Here is a 20,507-nt window from a genome sequence, read left to right on the forward strand (position 1 = left end):
CTCAGCGCGGGGCCGAGGGCTCGTCGTCGAGATCAGGCTTTGCCGCGGAAGCCGCCGGAACATAGCCGTCCCGGGCATAGGCTTCCGCCAGGAGATCGGCCGAGCGCTCCTCGATCCCGCCGCGCAGCCGGTCGAGAAATTCGGCGCGCGGCAGGTCCGGCGGCACCGGGGCCAGGATGTCGGCGCGGATCGTCCCCGGCCGGCGGACGAACTGGCGCCGCGGCCAATAGAGCCCCGAGTTCAGCGCCACCGGCACGACCGGCAGCCCAAGCGCCTCGTAGAGCCGGAACACGCCCTGCCGGTAGTCGGGCGCCGCCCCCGGCGCGGTGCGCGTGCCTTCCGGGAAGATGACGATCTGGCGCCCGTCGGCAGCGGCCTTCTCGGCGCCTTCGATCATCGAGGCGACGGCCCCGCCCCGCCGCGCCCGGTCGACCGGGATCATCCGCATGCGCCTCGCGAACCAGCCGAAGAACGGGATCGACAGCAGTTCCTTCTTGAGGATGAAGGTCGGGCGATCGAGATAGGGCAGGAAGGCGAAGACGTCCCAGACCGACTGGTGCTTGGCGGCGATGATGATCGGGCCGGGCGCGAGGTTCTGCTTGCCGCGAATGTCGCTGCGGATCCCCGCCACATGCTCGAGCAGCCAGAGATTGGAGCGCGCCCAGTTCTTGACGATCCACCAGCCCGTCGCCTCCGAGACGAAGAAGAACACCGGCGAATAGACCAGCAGCTGGACGATGAGGTTGAGATAGAACAGGCCGTTGAAGGCCAGCGAGCGAAGAAACATGATCAAGGGATCGCTCCCGCGGCGGTCATCTGGGCCATGCGGGAGCCTGTCTCCCGCCAGCGGTCGCTGCAGGGTCTACGCTGGCAGGACGGGAAAATCGAGGCCCAAGCGCGGAGCCGGCAATCGTCAGGGCTTGAAATGGGCGACGCGGGTCGAGACGCTCTCCTTGGCGACGACCCCGATCGTGCCCAGGAAGCGCGCCGCGATCAACTTGACGTATTCGCTCGCCAGGACGCGCAGGCCGGGCGCCGAGGGCATCTGCTCGTCCCGCCACAGATCGTTGCGCCGCACCGCATAGGGCGTGACCGAGCGGATGTTGCCGACCCGGTCGAACTCGATCAGCGAGCGCGGCATGTGGTAGTCGCTGGTCACCAGGATCAGGTCGCGGAAGCCCTGTTCGCGGGCCCAGCGACCGGCGATCTCGGCATTGCCGACGGTGTTGAGCGCCGCGTAGTCGATGTCGACGCAGCAGTCGAACCATTCCCGGTCGGTGTCGGTCAGGCGGGCCAGCGCATCGACGCTGGTGCCGGGATTGACGCCGCTGATCAGCAGCCGGCGGCCGCGTCCCTCCTTCAGGAGGTCGATGGCGTGATCGATGCGCAGCGCACCACCGGTCAGCACTACGATGCCGTCGGCAGCGGCGAACGCCGCCGGCCTGGAAAGAAGGTTGACCTCTTCGGTGAAGCGCAGGAAACCGCCGGCGAGATAGCCGCACAGCGCGACGAAGGCGAGCACGACGATGGACGTCACGCCAATCGGCCGGCGCCGACGCTTTCCGTCAGCCGGGGGCGCCGTCTGTTCGGGACTGTCGGTGATCGGCACGAAACTCGTCATTCGGCAGTCTATTCCCGCGATTGCGGCGGAGTGGTGAACCGCCGGTCGTCCCGTTTGCCCGACTCTGGGCGTACAGGGTTAACGAGGCCTTACCCTTCGACCGGTGAAATCATGTCGATCGCCGCCAGCTGCCGCATCACCGTGATCCTCGAGGTGAACGCCGTCAGGCCGCCAATGGTTGCAATCAGGACCACAACCCCGACATAGCCGGTCCAGCCGATGGAAAACGAGCCGAACAGCGCGCTGATCTGGTCGGCCTCGGGCGTCGCCTGGTTGGTCCGCGTCCACAGCCCCATCAGTGCGAAGAGAAACAGCGCGGCAAGCCCGCCGCCCAGTGCGCCGAACAGGCCGAGGCGCAGGAAATGGCCCTGGAACTCCCCGGCGATAAAGCCCGACCGGGCGCCGACGAAGTGCAGGACCTCGATGATCTGGCGGTTGCCGGCCATCGCGCCGCGCGTGGCGAAGATAACCGTGAGGACGGTCGCGACCAGCACCAGCGTCAGCACCGCCAGCCCGGCGATGACCATCGCCCGTGCCATGGTGACGAGCCGCGAGACCCAAGCGCGGTGGTCGTCGAGCAGGGCCGAGGGAACGGCGGCGGTCAGCTGCGCGGCGAAGGCGGCGAAATCCGGCGGCGAATCTCCGTCGATGGCGATGATGACGAGGCGCGGCACCGGCAGTTCGTCGAGGTCGAGGCCGGTGCCCAGCCAGGGCTGCAACAGCCGGCCGGTGGCCGCGTCGTCGAGCACCGAGGCGCCGGTGATGCCCGGCGTCCCGTTGGCGATCGTCTGCACCGTTTGCAGGGCGGCCGCCATGTCGACGCCGTCGTCCGGCATCACCTGCACGGTGATCTCGCGCGAGATGTCGCTCTGCCACTGCCCGGCCGTGTCGGAAACCAGCGTCACGGCGCCGACGGTCAGGCTGGCGAGGAAGGTCATGATGGCGATCACGGTCATCAGCGCCCGGCCGGCGACGTTGGCGGGCGGCACGATCGGCGCCGGGCGCTCGCGGCGGGTCAGCCCCGTCGTGCGTTCGACGAATTCGCGCAGGTCCAGCCACCGTTCGGCAAGATCAGTCATAGATTTCCAGTCTGCCATCCGCGAGGACCATGCGGCGGGCGTCGACCTGTTCCATCAGGCCGAGATCGTGGGTGGCGATGACCACCGCGGTGCCGGTGCGGTTGAGTTCGAGGAAGAGGCGCAACAGGCGCCGCGCCAGCGGCGGGTCGACATTGCCCGTCGGCTCGTCGGCGAGGAGAATGTCCGGCTGGTCGATCAGCGCGCGAGCAATGGCGGCGCGCTGCTTCTCGCCGCCCGACAGCACCACCGGCGAGGCGTTGAGCCGCTCGCCGAGCCCGACCCACTTGATCAGGTCGATCACGTCCTGGCGGTAGCTGGCCTCGTCCTTGCCGCGCACCCGGAGCGGCAGCGCGACGTTCTCGTAGGTGGTCAGGTGCTCGAGCAGGCGGAAATCCTGGAAGACGACGCCGATGCGGCGCCTTATCGACGGCAGGTCGGCGCGCGACAGGGTCGCGGCATCCCGCCCGAGTACGGTGATCAGGCCGCGCGTCGGCTTCAGCGCCAGGAACAGCATCCGCAACAGGCTGCTCTTGCCGGCGCCGGACGGGCCGGTGAGGAACTGGAAGGACTGGCGCCGGATCTCGAAGGAGAGATCGCGCAGCACCTCCGGCCCCATGTCGTAGCGCAGCCCGACATTTTCGAACCGAATCATCCTCGAAGTTTCCCCCATTTTCGTGCCGCCGTCAGGATGCGCCGGACTGTGTTCATTTCAGGCCGCCGCGTCGACCACTTCGCCGAGGGGCGGCTTCACGGTTTGTTAAGCATGTTTCCTTACCCGTTTCTGAAGTGAATGACCGGGAGGATGCGTTGACCGAGTTCCGCCGAGCCTCGCCCGTATCGGACGAAAGCCGCCACCGCGCCGACCCCGCTGCCCCTGCCCGGGTGATCGAGGGCACGGCCGAGGTGACGACGCGCATCCGCCGGGACAAGTCCGCCGCCGAGATGGAAGCCGCCCGGCTGAGCCTTGCCGCGCCGACCGGGGAAGCCGAGGCCCGCACCCTGTTCGGCCGCCGCGCGCCACTCGATCCGGCGGGCTCGAGGCGCCGCCACGACGCCCAGACGGCGGCCCCCGACCTCCTCTGGCAGAGCCGGGCGCCGCGCGGCGCCCGGCCGATGCCCGGCGGCGCCGCCCGCGCCATCGTCGCCCATGCACGATCGCTGCGGCTGCGCGACGCCGCCTCCATCGCCACCGCCTTCGTCGTCGGCATGTTCGCGCTGCCGTTCCTGGTCCTGTGGATGGCGGCGGCGCCGGTGGCAGCACCCTTGGTCATGTCGCCGTCGGGCGGCGTGATCCTCAGCGATGTCGAGACCAGCCTTTCGCCGCGCGGCGATGGCGCCGTCCTGACCGTCGCCGGCCGGCTCGCCAATGTCGCGACCCGATCGGCGAATGTTCCGCTGATGCACATCGTCATGAGCGCCCCCGACGGCAGCCGCCAGGTCAAGCCGCTGCGCGCCGGGATCGGCGAACTCGGCGCCGGCCAGTCGGTGCAGTTCCTCTCGGCGCTGGCGGTTCCCGCCGGCACCGATGGCGACATCGCCGTCGACTTCGCGGTGGGCGGCCTGTGATCACCGTACGCGGCAAGACCATCGAGACGCTGTTCGACGAGGAGCGGATCGCCGCCGAAGTCATGCGCGTCGCCGGGGAGATCGCCGCGACGCCCTCCACCGACCTCCTGGTCGTGTCGGTGCTCAAGGGTTCCTTCGTCTTCGCCGCCGACCTGATCCGCGCCATGCACCTGACCGGCCTCGCCCCCGAGGTCGAGTTCATCACTTTGTCGAGCTACGGCGCCGGCACCGAGCCCGGCGAAATCCGTGTCCTGCGCGACGTCGAGAGCCCGGTCGAGGGCCGCACGGTGCTGCTCGTCGACGACATCCTCGAATCCGGCCGCACGATCAGCTTCGCCCGCGACATGCTGCTGGGTCGTGGCGCGAAGGAGGTGAAGATCGCCGTCCTCCTCGACAAGCGCATGCGCCGGAAGGCCGCCATCGAGGCCGACTATGTCGGCTTCGATTGCCCCGACTATTTCGTCGTCGGCTACGGCATGGACGTCGCGCACGCCTTCCGCGAGCTGCCCTTCGTCGGCAAGGTGGTGGAATAGTTCCTGCCCGTTAAGCTTCAGGTCAGGCCGATGCCCTATGCCGGTGGTAGATGCGCGCACGGCTATGACGACCTGCAGGAGAATGGCGTGGCGAGAATTCTGATTGCCGAAGACGATCCGGGCGTCCGCCTGCTCGTGAAGCGGGCGCTTGGCCTCGAAGGCCACGAGGTGGTCGCGGTCGAGGACGGCGAACTCGCGCTCGAGATGCTCGCGGCCCAGAAGGGCGCATTCGATTTCGTCCTGTCCGACATCCGCATGCCGGCGATGACCGGCATCGAGCTGGCGCACGAGATCGCCGCGATCTGGCCGGAACTGCCGATCCTCCTGATGACCGGCTATGCCGAGCAGAAGGAGAACGCCGACGATCTCACCGCTATCATCGAAGGCGTCGTCGAAAAGCCGTTCAGCATCGCCGAATTGCGCAGCGAGGTCGGCCGCATCCTGGCGGAGCGGGCAGCCGGCCGCGCCGCGAGCGAGCCGGACGAGATCCTGCCGGTAGTCGCCCGCCGCTGCGCCTGAGCCGCCTGCCGCCTTCCTTCACGAGACCAGCACCCGCGACACGCCGCACGCCTTGACCGGCGGCGGCGTGGCCGCCTCAGGGCGTCTGCAGCAGCCGTTCCAGATATTCCCGCTCCAGCTGCGGCGACAGGCTGTCGCCGAGGCGCTCGCGGATGGCGTCGAGGATCTCGCGCGCCCGCTGCGTGTCGATCTCGTCCGGCACGCCGACATCCTGGCCGAAATCCGGCCCCTGTGTCTGGCGCTGGCGGCCGAGCGGATCGCGCCCCGAGCGCTGCTGCATCCCGTTGAAGCCCTGGCCAATCTGGCCCTGCCCCGGCTGACCGGGCTGGCCTTGCTGGCCCTGCTGCATCGCCTGCTGCATCTGCTGCATCATGTCCTGGGCGCCGCGGCGCATCGCCTCCATGGCCCGGCCCTGCTGGCCGACGGCCTCGCCGTCATCGCCCTCGCCGAGCGCACCTTCCGCCTCGCCCATCGCCTCGCCGGCCTCGCCGAAGCCGTCGGAGGGCTCCATGCCCATCGCCTCGAGCTCCTGCTGCATGGCCTGAAGCTCTTCCTGCAGCTGGCCCTGCTGCGCCTGCAGCTGCTCCATCAGCTCCTGCATCTCCTCGGCGGTCATCGGCTCGCCCTGCTGACCCTGCTCGCCGCCCTGCTGCGGCTCGCCCTGCTGACCCTGCTGCTGCTGTTGCTGCTGCTGGCGCTGGATCTGCTGGCGACCGAGATCGTAGGTCTGGTCCATCAGCTGCTGCTGGCGCTGCAGCAGCTCGCCCATCTTGTTCATCTGCTCCTGCATGGCGTTCTGCTCGCCGCCCTGCTGCTGCTGGCCGGGACGCATCGCCTGGAGATTGTCCATCATCTGCTGCAGCTCGGAGAGCATCTGCTGGGCCGCGTCCTTCGACCCCGATTTCGCCAGATCCTCGATCTGGTCCATCATCCGCTCGAGATCCTGCGGCCGGATCTCCTGGACGTCGCCCATCTGCATCTGGTCCTGGCTCATCGGCGGCTGGTTCTGCATCGCCTCGGCCAGCGCCTGCATGTATTCCTGCATCGCCTCGCGCAGTTCCTGCATCAGCGCGTCGATCTCGGCGTCGCTGGCGCCGTCCTCCAGCGCCTCGGAAAGCTGCTCGCGCGCGTCGCGCAGCCGGCGCTCGGCCAGCGACAGGTTGCCGTCCTCGATGCCGAGCGCGATCTCCCACATGAAGTCGACCGACGACAGCAGCGCCGCGTCGTCATGCGCGGTCGCGATCCGGGTCCGCACCGCCATCAGCGCCAGATAGTCGGTAGGGTTCTCGATGAATTCGTCGCCGCGCAGCGTGGTAGCGTCGAGCAGCGCGACCACCCGGTCGACCGAATCGGCGTCGAGCGCCAGGAGCCGCCGCTGCTCGATCACCGCGCGCGCCAGCGGATTGCTGAAGCGCCGCTCCGGCAGCGTCAGGCGCTTGGTCTCGGACCGCCCGGTCTGCGCCGCATCGTCGGTCACCACCAGCGTCATCGCCACCTTGGCGCCCGCATAGGGGCTCTCGGTCAGGTCGGCGTTGGTCCGCCCCTCGGTCGGCTCGCGCGCCCGGCGCGGCAGCGCCAGGTTGATCTCCGGCGGGGCCACCAGCGGCCGCGCGCCCTCGGCGATATTCTCCTCCTCGACGACGATCTCCGCCGCGCCCTTGCGGGCGCCGTAGTCGTCGCTGACCGTGTAGACGAGCTGCAGCGCGCCGTTCTGCGCCACCGACGGATCTTCCTTGAAGGCGATGAGCGGGTCGGCGTCTTCCGTGACGTCGAAGCCCCAGCGCCCCATGGTCGAGAACGACGTCGCCAGCGCCACCTCGCCACTTTCCTCGAGCGTGAAGACATATTCGCGCGGACCATCCGGCGCCGGCGCGGCGGTCTCGCCGGCTTCCGCGGCCGCGACATCCGCCTCGTCCTCGTCCAGGTCCGCGCCGACCGGCGCAGCCGGAACGGCCTCGGCGCCCTCGCGGGCCGGCTTGAAGGAAAGGTCCGCCGCCGTGGCGTCGGAGATCCGCACCGACAGGACACTGCCTTCCGGCACGACAACGGGGCCGCCCTCAGCCGGAGCCGCCTCGGTCAGGAAGATCGGCGCCCGGCCGGTATAGGTCGGCGGCGTCACCCAGGCGTCGACCCGCGCCGTCACCGCGCCCGGAACGTCCATCGTGCCGAAGGCATCGACCACCCGGCCGCCGCCCGGCCCGAAGGAGAAGGCGAAGGCGGTGACGAACAGCAGCGCCACCATCGCCCGCAGGCCGAACGGGTCGAGCCGCTCGGTCCGCGTGCGCGGCGAGCCGCCGCTGAGATGGCGGAGCTGCGCCGCCATGCGCCGCTGGTGCTCGTGCCACAGCGCCAAAGCGAACGGATCGGCGGTCGCGGCGTGGTCGTCCTGCGTGCGCAGCGGCTGGTGCCGCAGCCGGCTGACCAGCTCGATCCGTGCGTCGACTTCTTCCGCGCTGGGCCAGCGCAGATGGCGGTTCCGCCACAGCGCAAACAGCGCCAGCCCGGCCAGCACCGCCAGCACGACGGCCCGCAGCGCGAACGGCATCGCCGCGAACAGGCCGAACCAGGATAATGTCAGGAACAATGCCGCGAGGCAGAGGAAGGCGACCACCAGCGGCCAGGCCCGCTCGACGACGAGCGCCGCGGCCGAGAGCCTGCGCGTCAGGGCGAGACGCCCAGGCCGCGGGAAGTCCTTGCGCCGGTCGTCCTGCGTCATGGCCAGCTCTCGTTCCTCGTAAGACTTGAGAACCTTACCCGTTTTTACGGCGAAGACGAGGCGGGTGACGCATCTGTGAACCCGGCGCGGGCGGCTACGCCGTGTCGTCGAGCCAGGGCGGCAGCCGGTCGAGCGCGATCAGCTCGTCGATCGTCTGGCGCGGCCGCACCGCGAAGAAGTCGTCGTCCCGCACCAGCACCTCGGCGATCAGCGGCCGGGAATTGTAGGTCCCCGACTGCACCGCCCCGTAGGCACCCGCCGATGAGAGATAGACCAGGTCCCCCGCCTTGACCGCCGGCAGGTCGCGGTCCCTGGCGAAGAAATCACCGCTCTCGCAGACCGGGCCGACGACGTCCGCGACCATTCGCCCGGCATCCGGCCGCTCGATCACCGCATGGATGTCGTGCCAGGCGTCGTAGAGCGTCGGGCGCACGAGATCGTTCATCGCCGCGTCGACGATGACGAAGACCTTGTCCCCGCCCTCCTTCACGTAGAGCACGCGCGTCACCAGGATGCCGGCATTGGCGGCGATCAGCCGGCCCGGCTCGAACACCACCTGGCAGCCCAGGTCCCGCACGTGGCGCTTGACGATCTCGGCATAGGCGGTGGGCTCCGGCGGAGGCGCGTTGTCGCGCTTGTAGGGCACGCCGAGCCCGCCGCCGAGATCTACATGGCTGATCGTGTGGCCGGCTTCCCGCAGCTGCCGCACCAGCCCGGCGAGGCGCTCGAAGGCAAGGTCGAAGGGCTCGAGATCGATGATCTGGCTGCCGATATGCATGTCGATGCCGCACACCGCGATGCCGGGCAGCGACCGCGCCCGGTCGTAGATGGCGAGCGCGTCGTCGAAGGCGATGCCGAACTTGTCGGACTTCCTGCCGGTGGAGATCTTGGCGTGGGTGCGGGCGTCGACGTCCGGGTTGATCCGGAACGACACCGGCGCGGTAAGCCCGGCCATCTCGGCCCGGGCCGCGATCACCGCCAGCTCGGGCTCCGATTCGACGTTGAAGCAGAAGATCCCGGCGGCGAGCGCCAGGTCGATCTCCGGGATCGTCTTGCCGACGCCGGAAAACATGATCTTCTGCGGCGCGATGCCGGCGCGCAGCGCCCGCAGCAATTCGCCCCCCGAGACGACGTCGGCGCCGGCGCCGAGCCGCGCCAGCGTCGCCAGCACCGCCTGGTTGGAATTGGCCTTCATCGCGTAGCAGACCAGCGCGTCGATATCGGCGAAGGCCTTGGTGAAGACCTCGTAATGGCGCGTCAGCGTCGCCGAGGAATAGCAGTAGAACGGCGTGCCGACATCATGCGCGATGCGCTCCACGGCGACGCCCTCGGCGTAGAGGGCGCCGTCCCGGATCTCGAAATGATTCATGTCGCCACGGTGATGCGAGGACGGCCGGCGGCGTTCAGTTCAGCAGCGGGTCGAGGATGAAGGTGGAGCCGGCCGACGCCGGATTGCGGGAAACCTCCGCCGCGCTGACGATGTTGTCGTCCTCGATCGCGGAGATGCGCTCGGAGCTCACGGTCGAGGCGCCGCTGCCGCTGCCGAGGATAGAGTTGCCGGTCGCGGTATTGCCTTCGGTGGTGACGACCGTCGGCGTCCCGTCGGAATCCGGTGCCACGGGCATGTTCTTCACCCCGCAGCCGCCGAGAAGCGCCGCGCCTGCCATGACCAGGACGACTGTCGCCGCCCGTCTCGATCGATCCGTCATGTCGCCCATGCCCGCGCTGTTGCCTGCCGATTGTGGCACTTCGCCACCGCCGTGATAGCCGTTCCCGCCGAAGAAATCACCACCTCGCCGCGACTATCGCGCGGCCTCGCTGAGGCGCCCGCGCCAGTAGGCGATCTGCGCCCGCACATTGTCGGGCGCCGTGCCGCCGAAACTGGTGCGGCTTTCCACCGAGGCGTCGACGCCGAGCACCGAATAGACGTCCCTGGTGATCCGCGGATCGATGGCGTGCAGCGCCTCGAACGGCAGGTCCTCCAGCCCGACATTCTGCGCCTCGGCCGTCGCCACCGCCCTGCCCGTCACGTGATGGGCCTCGCGGAACGGCAGGCCGGCCTCGCGCACCAGCCAGTCGGCGAGGTCGGTGGCGGTCGCATAGCCGTGGCCGGCGGCGCGGCGCATCGCATCGACGTTCACCGTCATGTCGCGGACCATGCCGGTCGCCGCCGCCAGCGCCAGCGACAGCGAATCGATCACGTCGAAGACCTGTTCCTTGTCTTCCTGCATGTCCTTCGAATAGGTCAGCGGCAGGCCCTTCATCACCGTCAGCAGCGAGATCAGCGCGCCGTTGATGCGGCCGGGCTTGGCCCGCACCAGCTCGGCCGCGTCCGGGTTGCGCTTCTGCGGCATGATCGAGGAGCCGGTCGAGAACGCGTCGGACAGCCGGATGAAGCCGAATTGCGGCGTCGACCAGATGACGATCTCTTCCGCGAGGCGCGACAGGTGCGTGGCGCAGATCGCCGCGATCGACAGGAACTCCAGCGCGAAATCCCGGTCCGACACCGAATCCAGCGAATTGCGCGTCGGCTCGCGGAAGCCTAGCGCCGCTGCCGTCGCATGCCGGTCGATGGGAAAGCCGGTGCCGGCGAGCGCTGCGGCGCCCAGCGGGCTTTCGTCGAGCCGCTCCATCGCGTCGCGGCAGCGCGACAGGTCGCGCGACGCCATCTCGACATAGGCGAGGCAGTGATGGCCGAAGGTCACCGGCTGCGCCACCTGCAGATGCGTGAAGCCCGGCATCACCGTGCCGGCATGTTCGTCCGCCTTGTCGAGCAGCGCCGCGATGAAGGCTTCCAGCGCCGCTGCCGTCTGGCCCAGCGCCGACTTGACGTGCAGGCGGAAATCCACCGCCACCTGGTCGTTGCGCGAGCGCGCCGTGTGCAGCCGCCCGGCGGCCGGGCCGATCAGTTCGGCGAGCCGCGCCTCGACATTCATGTGGATGTCCTCGCGCTGCCGCGAGAAGGTAAAATTCCCGCTGGCGATCTCGGCGCGGATCGTCTCCAGGCCCTCGCAGATCCGGGCCGCGTCGTCGGCGGGGATGATCCCCTGCACGCCCAACATCATCGCGTGGGCTTTCGAACCGTCGATATCCTCGCCATATAGGCGCTTGTCGAAATCGATCGACGCGTTGATCTCCTCCATGATCGCGGCGGGCCCAGAGGCGAAACGACCGCCCCACATCTCGTTGCTGATCTTATCGCTCATGGAATCCCGAAAGGTTCTCGACGACATGTCCGACGAAACACCGAAGGCTTCGAACGGGCGGCGGCTGGGTCTCGTCGCGGTGCTGGCGCTGTTGTGCGGCGTCGCGGCGGGGGGAGCCGTCCTATACGTGAGCGAAACGGGGTCTGGCAACGAAGTCGCCGATCGCTGCACGCTGGACGAGACGCTTTCCGCGGCGCTCGACGCCAACGCCCGCGGCGAGGTCGCGGCCGTGGCACCGCTCGACAAGCCCTTCGACGTCTCCGCCATCGCCTTCGAGGACGCCAACGGCGCCGCGGCAAGCCTTGCCGACTTCGCCGGCAGCACCGTCCTGGTCAATCTCTGGGCGACCTGGTGCGGCCCCTGCCGCGAGGAGATGCCGGCCCTCGACGCACTGGAGCGCGAACAGGGCGGCGAGGATTTCGCCGTCGTGCCGATCAATGTCGACATGGGCGACCCGCAGAAGCCGAAGGATTTCTACGCCGAGACCGGTCTGACCGCCCTTCCCTTCTACCGCGACGAGACGATGGGCGTCTTCAACGACCTCAAGGGCCAGGGCGTCGCCTTCGGCCTGCCGGTCTCCCTCCTCGTCGGCCCCGACGGCTGCGCCCGCGCGGCCATCAACGGCCCGGCGGAGTGGGCGAGCCCGGATGCGGTGCGGCTGATCGACGTGGTGCGGGAGAGTGGGGCGGGGGCGGCCTAGGCCTGCGTCAACATCTCGAGATTGGTGGGAGCAATCTTCGTCCTTCAAGGTGAGCGCGCTTAAGCTCAGAACGTTTGCGGGCCGGTTCTTCGTGTGGCACCTTCGCCTTTGGCCTTGGTCGGGGGGACGATGGCGGGGAAGGCAGACCTACTTGAGGCTCTTGATGCATTTGTTGCAGAGCCAAAAAGGCTCGTGGGAGCAGTAGGGGCATACTCTTGGGGACCCGGCTATTCTGCTCATGAGAGGATGGTCGAATTCCCGCTGGAGTACCGGGGAGAAGGCGATAAGGCCGCACGGCTGGTTTTGGTCGGGTTCCCCTCCGCGACGGAACTCAAATTCCGCATTTCTCTTTGTTACAATGCAGCTATTTGTCGGCTGGATTACACCGATGAGACACACCCAAACACCCGCCGACTGCCCAACGATGGCCTTCCGGCCATTGTGAAAGGGCCGCATTTCCATTCATGGGAGCTAAATCGTCGCTTCTTTAAGGGTGCGCCGGTGGCTCAACGGCTGGAGTTGGCCGAAAAGTTTACAGTCGCTGGCGGATTTGATTCACTGCTACGGTGGTTTTGTTCGCGGACGAATATCGAACAGCCGCCCAGCGGGCATTATATCGCCCTTCCGACACGAGACACGCTGCTATGAATTCGCTGGCGTCACTATTCGGGCCATTTCCATCGGCCGTGCGCGCTACGGTGGAACGCTCACTGGCCGAGGCCTTTGCGATCGAAGACACCGATGGGTCTTTGCGCATAACGACGGCTTGCGCCTATCCATCCGGGGGGCTTGTTCGAGTTACGCTTCGCGGGGGAGCGCTCAAACTCATGGCCTCAGATGAGGGAGAGGCGCTAGGCGAAGCGCTTGGCGCGGGCATCGTATTGCCAGACCCTGAAAAGCTGGTTCGGCCCTTTGTGATGAACCGTGGCCTGAGCATTCGCGGCGGCGTTCTGAGTAGCGATTATTTTTCGCCGGACGAGGCGGCGGTCGCCGTTGCCCATGTCGCGAACGTCGCCAAGGACTTAGCCGATTGGCTTTACGCCCACGGTGGGGTTCGGCGCCGTCATGACTTCAAGAAGCTGCTTTCCGCATTTCTCCTTAGTCGTTTCAAGGATCAGGTGACAGAAACGCGCCTACTGGGGGCAAGTCAGAAATCACACAAATTCCCAGCCGTTATCTCATTCGCTAACGGCAGAAAGTTCATAGTTGACCCGGTTATAAATGATCCTGCTTCGATCAACGCGCGCGTAGTTGCCAACTTGGATGTGAAGGCCCGACACGACCCGCTTATCCAACAGCGGATCATCTATGATGACGCTGAGTCGTGGACGGCGGCCGACATCGCTTTGCTGCAAGTCGGCGCAACTGTGATTCCTTTCTCTCGCTCTCAGGAAGTTATTGAGCGAATAGCTGAGGAAACGAGGACAGCCGCATGAGGTCGTCACCGGGACACTAAACCAGAACTAGCGCGCGGACATCTAGGTAAGGCGCCAATATGCGGTTGGCGATTGAGGTCGGAAATCCTCCAGGACCGTCGTCGTCTTGGCGAGCGAATTTACGAAGACGTGAGCGTTCTCGGCGCAACTCGACCCCTGCCTCTATTCCAACGCGCCCCGTGGCAATGCCTTAGGCCTGCCCTCGCCTAACCGGGACCGGCCTTTGGCAAACTGCGGTGCAGCAGCCGCGAGGACGCCCCGCCTTCGCAGGCCGGCTCCACCTGGCGTGCTGGAGGCCTACGTTTCCGGAACGTCCGGAGAAAACGTCATGACGACGATCCTGACCGTCACGAAGAGCGGCAAGGTCACCCTCGACCGGGCGATGCTCGACCATCTCGGCGTGAAACCCGGCGAGAGCCTTGCCGTGAAGCTCGATCCGCAAGGCCGGGTCAGCCTCAGCGCCGCAACGCCCGAAGCCGGCCCGAGCGCCGCTCGCCCGCACGGCCGTATCGAAGACACGTTCGGAATGCTCAACGCGCATCATGCTGGTCCGCCCCTGACGATCGAGGCGATTAATGCGGCGATCGAGGACGCCTGGGCCGGCAAACGGTCAGCATAATCCCGCCAAGCCGTAAGCCCCGCCCCCTACCGCGTAGGGACCGGCGTCTCGCCGCGATAGTCGTAGAAGCCGCGGCCGGTCTTGCGGCCGAGCCAGCCCGCCTCGACATATTTCACCAGCAGCGGGCACGGCCGGTACTTGGAATCGGCCAGCCCGTCATGCAGCACCTGCATGATCGACAGGCAGGTATCGAGGCCGATGAAGTCGGCGAGCTGCAGCGGGCCCATCGGGTGGTTGGCGCCGAGCTTCATCGCCGTGTCGATCGATTCTACCGAGCCAACGCCCTCGTAGAGCACGTAGATCGCCTCGTTGATCATCGGCAAAAGGATGCGGTTGACGATGAAGGCGGGAAAATCCTCCGACACGGTGATGGTCTTCTCCAGCGAGGCGACGAAGGCCCGCGCCGCCTCGAAGGTCGTGTCGCCGGTGGCGATGCCGCGCACCAGCTCGACCAGCATCATCACCGGCACCGGGTTCATGAAGTGGATGCCCATGAACCGCTCGGGCCGGTCGGTCGCTGCCGCCAGCCGGGTGATCGAGATCGACGAGGTGTTGGTGGCGAGGATCGTGTCGGGGCTAAGATGCGGGCAGATGTCGCGATAGATCTTGCGCTTGACCGTCTCGTCCTCGGTCGCCGCCTCGATGACCAGGTCGACGCCGGCAAGCCCCGCCGGATCGCTCGTCGTCACCACCCGCGCGAACGCCGCGGCGCGTTCCGCCTCGGTGATCTTCTGCGAGGCGACCTTGCGGTCGAGCGACGCCCCGAGGCGCTTCAGGCCTTCCTGCAGCTGCGCCTCGGTGATGTCGTAGAGCGTCACCGAATAGCCGGCGAGCGCCGAGACATGGGCGATCCCCGCGCCCATCTGCCCGGCGCCGACGATGCCGATCGTCTCGATGCCCTTGTCCATCGCCAATTCCCGTCTCGTGTCTCGTCCCGGCGCCAGCCTATCGGGGCGCCGGAACCCCGTCAAAGCCTCTGCCTCAGAGCTTGTCCTTCAGCTCCGGCAGGATCTGGAAGAGGTCGCCGACCAGGCCGTAATCGGCGACCTGGAAGATCGGCGCCTCCTCGTCCTTGTTGATCGCGACGATCACCTTGGAGTCCTTCATGCCGGCGAGATGCTGGATGGCGCCGGAGATGCCGACGGCGATGTAGAGGTCGGGCGCCACCACCTTGCCGGTCTGGCCGACCTGCCAGTCGTTCGGCGCGTAGCCGGCGTCCACCGCGGCGCGCGAGGCGCCGATCGCCGCGCCGAGCTTGTCGGCGAGCGGCAAGAGATATTCCTCGAACTTCTCCTTCGAGCCGAGCGCCCTTCCGCCCGACAGGATGATCTTGGCGCTGGTCAGCTCCGGCCGCTCGCTGTGCGCGAGCCTGTCCTCGACGAAGCGCGACAGGCCGGGATCGCCCGCCGCCGCCACCGTCTCCACCGGCGCCGAACCGCCCTCGCCGGCCGCCTGGAACGCCGAGGTCCGCACCGTGATCACCTTCGTGGCGTCGCGCGACTTCACCGTCTGCATGGCGTTGCCGGCATAGATCGGCCGCACGAATGTGTCGGGCCCCTCGACGCTGGTGACGTCCGAAACCTGCATCACGTCGAGCAGCGCGGCGATGCGCGGCGCGACGTTCTTGCCGCCGGTGGTCGCCGGCACGACGATGGCGTCGTAGCCCGCCGCCAGCCCGACCACGAGGTCGGCCAGCGGCTCGGCCAGCTGGTTGGCATAAGCCGCGCCGTCGGCATGCAGCACCTTGGCGACGCCGGCGAGCTTGCCCGCGGCCTCCGCCACGGCGCCAGAGCCCGAGCCCGCGACGAGCACGTGCACGTCCCCGCCGAGCTGCCCCGCAGCGGTCAGCGCCTTGGCCGTCTGTTCCGAAAGCGCCGCATTGTCGTGTTCGGCGATGAGAAGCGTGGTCATCGATGATCTCCTGGAAGGGCGCTTTAGAGCAGGCCGACTTCGTTCTTGAGCTTGTCGATCAGCTCGTCGACGCTCGCCACCTTGATGCCGGCGTCGCGGCCCTTCGGCTCGGCCGTCGAGACGATCTCCAGCCGCGGCGCGATGTCGACGCCGTAGCTCTCCGGCGTCTTCTCCTCGAGCGGCTTCTTCTTCGCCTTCATGATGTTCGGCAGCGAGGCGTAGCGCGGCTCGTTGAGCCGCAGATCCGTCGTCACGATCGCCGGCAGCGAAAGATCCACCACCTGCAGCCCGCCGTCCACCTCGCGCGTCACCACCGCCCGGCCGTCGGCCACCTCGATCTTGTTGGCGAAGGTGCCCTGGCTCCAGCCGAGCAGCGCCGCCAGCATCTGGCCGGTCTGGTTGCAGTCGTCGTCGATCGCCTGCTTGCCGACGATGACGAGGTCGGGCTTCTCCTCGTCCACCACGCCCTTGAGGATCTTGGCGACGGCCAGCGGCTCGGTCGGCTGGTCGGTCTTGACCAGGATGCCGCGGTCGGCGCCCATCGCGAGCGCCGTGCGGATCGTCTCCTGCGCCTGTTGCGGGCCGACGGAGACGGCGACGATCTCGGTGACCGTGCCGGCTTCCTTCAGCCTTATCGCCGCCTCGACGGCAATCTCGTCGAACGGGTTCATGCTCATCTTGACGTTGGCGAGGTCGACGCCCGTGCCATCCGGCTTGACCCGGATCTTGACGTTGTAGTCGACCACGCGCTTGACGGCGACGAGGACCTTCATGCGGATGCTCTCCCTTGCTCGGCCCGCAGCGGGCCGCCCAGGCCCGGCGCAGCTCCGGCCGAGGCCTCAAATCTGCCCGACGCGATATCGGATTCTTACGTAATCGTCAAAGCGACGTCTGTGCCTGCCGGCTTAGTGACGCCCCGGCCCGCATCTTTCAAGCCCCGCTTTGTCGGCCACCGAGCGGAGCGCCCGGCCGTCCCGCGCGAGCGGCCACGCCCCGCCCCGTCCGGCCGAAGCCTCCGCTGCATTCCGGCGCCGCCCTGCCTCCGGCAGTCCGCCGCTAGCGGCTCGCCCCGGGCACCCAGAGCACGTCCGCCCGCCCGTCGTCATTGGCGATACGCGAGGCGACGAACAGATGGTCCGACAGCCGGTTGACATAGGTCAGCGCGACCGGCGCCACCGTCTCGACCCGGCCCAGCGCCACCATCAGCCGCTCGGCCCGCCGCGCCACGGTCCGCGCATGGTGCAGATGCGCCGCCGCCGCCGATCCCGCCGGCAGCACGAAGCTCTTCAGCGGCTCGAGCCTCTCGTTCATCGCGTCGATCTCGCGCTCCAGCCGCTCGACCTGCGAGGCGATGATCTTCAGCGGCTCGTAGCCGAGCGGCTCGCCGGTCAGCGGCGTCGCCAGCTCGGCGCCGAGATCGAACAACTCGTTCTGGATCCGCGCCAGCATCGCGTCGAGGTCCGCGTCGGCCGAAAGCCGCGCCATCCCGATCACCGCGTTCAGCTCGTCGACCGTGCCATAAGTCTCGACCCGCAGATCCGACTTCAGCCGCCGCTCGCCATTGCCGAGCCCGGTCTCCCCGGCATCGCCGGTGCGCGTGTAGATCTTGTTGAGCTTGACCATGGTGTCTCCGGTTTGGCTGCGACGTAGGGCGCGGGGCGGGGGGAGACAGGGGGAAAAGAGGTGCGATTGTGCTTCATCAAACTCTATTATGCACCTCGCTGATATTCCGATCTGCCGCGCGCCTCTCACAATATCTGATGAGACTGGGCAAGATGCCGTCGAACGTCCGCTCTGCTCGAGCGAATTGACAGCGCCTCTATCGACACACCAGTGATCCGCTGAGCCGAATTTAAGCAATGTCCAAATCACCCTGAATTTTTGCAGAAACCACGGCATCTCTTGCGCTTGCCTGCATTCGACGACCCTGTACGTTGGCGAGGCAATGGCGCAGCGACGCCGATTGGGGGGGCCGTGGAAATAAGCGTACTGAAGAGGCAGCTACAAGAACATCTTGGTGACGGGCTCGTTTTAGTTATTGGGTCTGGGCTGTCCTGTGGAGAGGGCATTCCCGGGATGGGCGCGCTCGGGCACCATCTGGTCACACATATCCCTGCCAGCCTTACTCCGGGTGACAATGAACTTTGGGAGGAAATCCATCCTCTCATCGAAAAGGAAGGGTTAGAAGGCGCGCTGCTGAAGCATGCTCCTACGCCGTCCTTGGAGGCGGCCATCGTGCAAAGCACCGGCGACTTCATTGCCGCCGCCGAAGCCGGAATCATTTCAGAGGTGTTTAACAATTCGAGAACACTTCGCCTAACCAGACTCATCCCACATCTGCTGAAACCCGATGCGGGAATACCGATCGTGACGACAAATTATGACCGCCTCGCCGAGCTTGCTTGTGAGGAGGCTGGCCTAGGCGTCGATACGATGTTCGCCGGTCATTTTGCAGCGCGCCTTGATCCGCAAGACAGCTACTGGAGTTTTTGCCGAAGCGTGAAGTTGGTAGGCAGGAATGTCCGATACAAGTTCGCGCCAAAAGCTAATGTTTTCAAACCTCATGGTAGCCTCGACTGGTATCACCGCGAGGGCCGTCCGGTCCGCTACGCCGGGGCGCTGCCGCTCTCCCGTCTCATCATAACTCCGGGGCTGAACAAATTCAGGAGCGGCTACGAGAGCCCCTTTGATAAGCATCGCGAGAAAGCTAACGACGCGATCGACAAGGCCCATCGCTTCCTAATCATTGGCTACGGCTTCAATGATGATCACTTGGAAACCCATCTCACGCCCCGCATTAAAGCGGGAACGAAGACTGTTATCCTAACCCGTGGGCTTTCTCCGAAGGCAAGAGAGATCGCTGCTGAGAACAATAACGTGTTAGCTGCTGAATTCCACGAAGAAGATGGAGTTTCAGGCACTCGCTTCATCATAGATGGAGCGGAAATATTTTATCCTGCTATAGACTATTGGGATCTCGACGGATTTGTGAGGGGAGTTTTTTAGTATGACCGGCCCAGCGCTTGTGTTCGTGGACAATGATGAAATTGGGCGTGTAGCTGGAGTCGACACCAGCCGCGTCGCAATCGATGTCACCAATTCTGCCATGCTAACCCGTGTAGGGATCGGTCAACTCGTCGCCATCAAGGGCGCGACGCAGGCGGAATTTCTTATAGCGATGGCAGACAGGGTGACGCGGTCTCTTCGGGAAGAGCTTCCTAATCCCGAAGGCGGCGATCCTGGAGCACTAACAGTCTCGCCCGCAGATCACATGCAAGCCTTCGTCATCGGCACGTACAGGACCGTTGATGGCGATAAGGCCGACACATTCAAACGCGGCGCGGATAGCTTCCCCCAAATCGATCGGGACTGCTTTGTTATAGATGGCGGAAATCTTCAGCGTTTCATGGGTATACTGGGCGCTGGGTTCGCCGAGGAAGAGCGATTAAAACTCGGCACGTTCGTTGCCGACCGGAGCGCTGAAGCGATCGCCAGTGGCGACAAGTTTTTCCAACGTCATGCCGCGATTCTTGGCAGCACCGGGTCCGGCAAGAGCTGGGCAGTCGCGCTGATCCTTGAGAGGGCGGCCAAGCTTAAATATCCGAACCTTATTGTATTCGACATGCACGGCGAATACGAACCACTCGCGGACAAAAGCAAAGGCGGCTTCGCACAGCGCTTCCGCATTGCTGGCCCCGGGGATCTGGCTGCACCGAAAGACGACACGCTGTTCCTGCCATACTGGCTTCTAAACCGTGATGAGATGCTGTCGATGATCTTGGATCGGAGCGATCAAAACGCGCCCAATCAAGCTTCACGCTTCACACTTCATGTTCGCGACTTGAAAGGCATGACGCTGGATGCGTCTGGAAAAAGTAAGGTCAAGGAAACCTTTACCGTCGATTCGCCAATACCCTATGCTATTTCGGATCTAGTCGAGCGTCTAAGAACCGACAACATTACAAAAGGAATTGGGAAAAGTGGCCCCGTTAAGGGGGAATGGGAAGATAAGCTGACGCGCTTCATCTCTCGCCTAGAATCAAAACTCGATGATCGCCGGTATGGGTTCATGTTCTCACCGCCACCAGCAGCTCTCGACTATGAATGGCTCGCCAAACAGATCGTGAAACTCCTTCGAGCTGACTCAGGCAGCGGCATCAAGATCATTGATTTCTCCGAGGTGCCGGCAGATGTGCTCCCGGTCGTAACAGGAACTCTTGCCAGACTGCTTTATGACGTTCAGTTCTGGATGAATGCCGATGCCCGGACGCCGATAACTCTATTGTGTGACGAGGCGCACCTTTATTTACCTGTAAAGGATGACGCGGACGCGGTCCAAAGGCAGGCGCTATGGTCGTTCGAACGCATTGCGAAAGAGGGGCGGAAGTACGGCTTTTCGTTACTCGTGGTGAGCCAACGACCATCTGACGTCAGTCGCACGATCCTTTCTCAGTGCAACAACTTTTTAGCCCTAAGAGCCCGATTCGAAAGTTGGTCAATGATATGAGGGTCTTGCGATCCTCCGGGTTAGCATGCGGATGGAAGCGATATTGGCCCATGCGGTTGTGCTTTCGATGGATTTCTCCCAGTCCTTAGCCAGT

At 65.9% G+C, this 20,507-nt stretch carries 21 protein-coding genes and 1 pseudogene; 9 read left to right on the forward strand and 13 right to left on the reverse strand.

Annotated features, from left to right (window positions below; all coding sequences use genetic code 11):
• Nucleotide 1: 1 nt before the first annotated feature.
• From GTW51_RS18680 to ftsE, 4 genes are all read right to left on the reverse strand, one after another.
• On the reverse strand, nucleotides 2–793 hold the full coding sequence (locus tag GTW51_RS18680) for a lysophospholipid acyltransferase family protein (RefSeq protein ID WP_425483287.1): 792 nt from the start codon (nucleotides 791–793) through the stop codon (nucleotides 2–4).
• Nucleotides 794–913: 120 nt separating this feature from the next.
• Nucleotides 914–1,621: a YdcF family protein gene (locus GTW51_RS18685; RefSeq protein WP_163045577.1), complete on the reverse strand. Its 708-nt coding sequence runs from the start codon at nucleotides 1,619–1,621 to the stop codon at nucleotides 914–916.
• A gap of 89 nt (nucleotides 1,622–1,710) precedes the next feature.
• Nucleotides 1,711–2,700 carry a cell division protein FtsX gene (locus GTW51_RS18690; RefSeq protein ID WP_425483288.1) on the reverse strand — a complete coding sequence of 330 codons (990 nt, stop codon included), beginning with the start codon at nucleotides 2,698–2,700 and terminating at the stop codon, nucleotides 1,711–1,713.
• Nucleotides 2,693–3,352 (reverse strand): cell division ATP-binding protein FtsE, encoded by a 660-nt coding sequence (ftsE, locus tag GTW51_RS18695; RefSeq protein WP_163045579.1) that lies wholly within the window; start codon nucleotides 3,350–3,352, stop codon nucleotides 2,693–2,695. The genes GTW51_RS18690 and ftsE overlap by 8 nt, the downstream gene beginning before the upstream one ends.
• A gap of 155 nt (nucleotides 3,353–3,507) precedes the next feature.
• On the opposite strand from ftsE, the gene GTW51_RS18700 reads away from it, so the two are divergent.
• From GTW51_RS18700 to GTW51_RS18710, 3 genes are all read left to right on the forward strand, one after another.
• Nucleotides 3,508–4,266 (forward strand): hypothetical protein, encoded by a 759-nt coding sequence (locus GTW51_RS18700; RefSeq protein WP_163045580.1) that lies wholly within the window; start codon nucleotides 3,508–3,510, stop codon nucleotides 4,264–4,266.
• Nucleotides 4,263–4,799, forward strand: a complete 537-nt coding sequence (gene hpt, locus GTW51_RS18705) for a hypoxanthine phosphoribosyltransferase (RefSeq protein WP_163045581.1) — start codon at nucleotides 4,263–4,265, stop codon at nucleotides 4,797–4,799. Before GTW51_RS18700 ends, hpt begins: the two co-directional genes overlap by 4 nt.
• Nucleotides 4,800–4,886: 87 nt before the next feature.
• Nucleotides 4,887–5,318, forward strand: a complete 432-nt coding sequence (locus GTW51_RS18710) for a response regulator (RefSeq protein WP_163045582.1) — start codon at nucleotides 4,887–4,889, stop codon at nucleotides 5,316–5,318.
• A gap of 76 nt (nucleotides 5,319–5,394) precedes the next feature.
• Here GTW51_RS18710 and GTW51_RS18715 read toward each other — a convergent pair whose 3' ends face one another.
• The 4 genes from GTW51_RS18715 to argH form a co-directional block, all read right to left on the reverse strand.
• Nucleotides 5,395–8,034 carry a TIGR02302 family protein gene (locus tag GTW51_RS18715; RefSeq protein WP_163045583.1) on the reverse strand — a complete coding sequence of 880 codons (2,640 nt, stop codon included), beginning with the start codon at nucleotides 8,032–8,034 and terminating at the stop codon, nucleotides 5,395–5,397.
• 94 nt (nucleotides 8,035–8,128) lie between these two features.
• Nucleotides 8,129–9,403, reverse strand: a complete 1,275-nt coding sequence (lysA, locus tag GTW51_RS18720) for a diaminopimelate decarboxylase (RefSeq protein ID WP_163045584.1) — start codon at nucleotides 9,401–9,403, stop codon at nucleotides 8,129–8,131.
• 34 nt (nucleotides 9,404–9,437) lie between these two features.
• The gene (locus tag GTW51_RS18725; protein ID WP_163045585.1) at nucleotides 9,438–9,752 is read right to left on the reverse strand and encodes a hypothetical protein; all 315 of its coding nucleotides are present in this window, start codon (nucleotides 9,750–9,752) and stop codon (nucleotides 9,438–9,440) included.
• A gap of 84 nt (nucleotides 9,753–9,836) precedes the next feature.
• On the reverse strand, nucleotides 9,837–11,267 hold the full coding sequence (argH, locus tag GTW51_RS18730) for an argininosuccinate lyase (protein WP_425483289.1): 1,431 nt from the start codon (nucleotides 11,265–11,267) through the stop codon (nucleotides 9,837–9,839).
• Here argH and tlpA point away from each other — a divergent pair.
• The 4 genes from tlpA (at nucleotide 11,266) to GTW51_RS18750 (ending at nucleotide 13,995) form a co-directional block, all read left to right on the forward strand.
• The gene (tlpA, locus tag GTW51_RS18735; protein ID WP_163045587.1) at nucleotides 11,266–11,940 is read left to right on the forward strand and encodes a thiol:disulfide interchange protein TlpA; all 675 of its coding nucleotides are present in this window, start codon (nucleotides 11,266–11,268) and stop codon (nucleotides 11,938–11,940) included. The genes argH and tlpA overlap by 2 nt on opposite strands.
• 246 nt (nucleotides 11,941–12,186) lie before the next feature.
• Entirely contained in the window at nucleotides 12,187–12,588 is a 402-nt protein-coding gene (locus tag GTW51_RS18740) for a hypothetical protein (protein WP_163045588.1), read from the forward strand.
• Entirely contained in the window at nucleotides 12,585–13,376 is a 792-nt protein-coding gene (locus GTW51_RS18745) for a hypothetical protein (RefSeq protein WP_163045589.1), read from the forward strand. The genes GTW51_RS18740 and GTW51_RS18745 overlap by 4 nt, the downstream gene beginning before the upstream one ends.
• Nucleotides 13,377–13,704: 328 nt before the next feature.
• Entirely contained in the window at nucleotides 13,705–13,995 is a 291-nt protein-coding gene (locus GTW51_RS18750) for an AbrB/MazE/SpoVT family DNA-binding domain-containing protein (RefSeq protein ID WP_163045590.1), read from the forward strand.
• Nucleotides 13,996–14,021: 26 nt separating this feature from the next.
• Here the strand turns inward: GTW51_RS18750 and GTW51_RS18755 are convergent, their stop codons facing one another.
• The 4 genes from GTW51_RS18755 to GTW51_RS18770 all read right to left on the reverse strand — a co-directional run bounded on the left by GTW51_RS18755 (nucleotide 14,022) and on the right by GTW51_RS18770 (nucleotide 17,529).
• The gene (locus GTW51_RS18755) at nucleotides 14,022–14,903 is read right to left on the reverse strand and encodes a 3-hydroxybutyryl-CoA dehydrogenase (RefSeq protein WP_163045591.1); all 882 of its coding nucleotides are present in this window, start codon (nucleotides 14,901–14,903) and stop codon (nucleotides 14,022–14,024) included.
• A 73-nt stretch (nucleotides 14,904–14,976) separates the two neighbouring features.
• Nucleotides 14,977–15,906 carry an electron transfer flavoprotein subunit alpha/FixB family protein gene (locus tag GTW51_RS18760; RefSeq protein ID WP_163045592.1) on the reverse strand — a complete coding sequence of 310 codons (930 nt, stop codon included), beginning with the start codon at nucleotides 15,904–15,906 and terminating at the stop codon, nucleotides 14,977–14,979.
• Nucleotides 15,907–15,929: 23 nt separating this feature from the next.
• A complete protein-coding gene (locus tag GTW51_RS18765; RefSeq protein WP_163045593.1) occupies nucleotides 15,930–16,679 on the reverse strand; it encodes an electron transfer flavoprotein subunit beta/FixA family protein in 750 nt (249 codons plus the stop codon).
• A gap of 283 nt (nucleotides 16,680–16,962) precedes the next feature.
• Complete coding sequence (locus GTW51_RS18770) at nucleotides 16,963–17,529, reverse strand: cob(I)yrinic acid a,c-diamide adenosyltransferase (RefSeq protein ID WP_163045594.1); 567 nt, start codon at nucleotides 17,527–17,529, stop codon at nucleotides 16,963–16,965.
• A 453-nt stretch (nucleotides 17,530–17,982) separates the two neighbouring features.
• Between GTW51_RS18770 and GTW51_RS18775 the strand changes: the two genes are divergently transcribed.
• Both GTW51_RS18775 and GTW51_RS18780 read left to right on the forward strand, forming a co-directional pair.
• Nucleotides 17,983–18,912, forward strand: coding sequence for an SIR2 family protein (locus tag GTW51_RS18775; protein WP_203566175.1), 930 nt, complete (start codon nucleotides 17,983–17,985; stop codon nucleotides 18,910–18,912).
• 1 nt (nucleotide 18,913) lies between these two features.
• A complete protein-coding gene (locus GTW51_RS18780; RefSeq protein WP_203566176.1) occupies nucleotides 18,914–20,413 on the forward strand; it encodes an ATP-binding protein in 1,500 nt (499 codons plus the stop codon).
• Here the strand turns inward: GTW51_RS18780 and GTW51_RS18785 are convergent.
• Nucleotides 20,402–20,507 (reverse strand): annotated as a pseudogene (locus tag GTW51_RS18785) (IS5/IS1182 family transposase); the annotation flags it as partial. The gene GTW51_RS18780 and the pseudogene GTW51_RS18785 sit on opposite strands and share 12 nt — an antisense overlap.

This window comes from Aurantimonas aggregata (assembly GCF_010500835.1).
Taxonomy (GTDB): Bacteria; Pseudomonadota; Alphaproteobacteria; order Rhizobiales; family Rhizobiaceae; genus Aurantimonas; species Aurantimonas aggregata.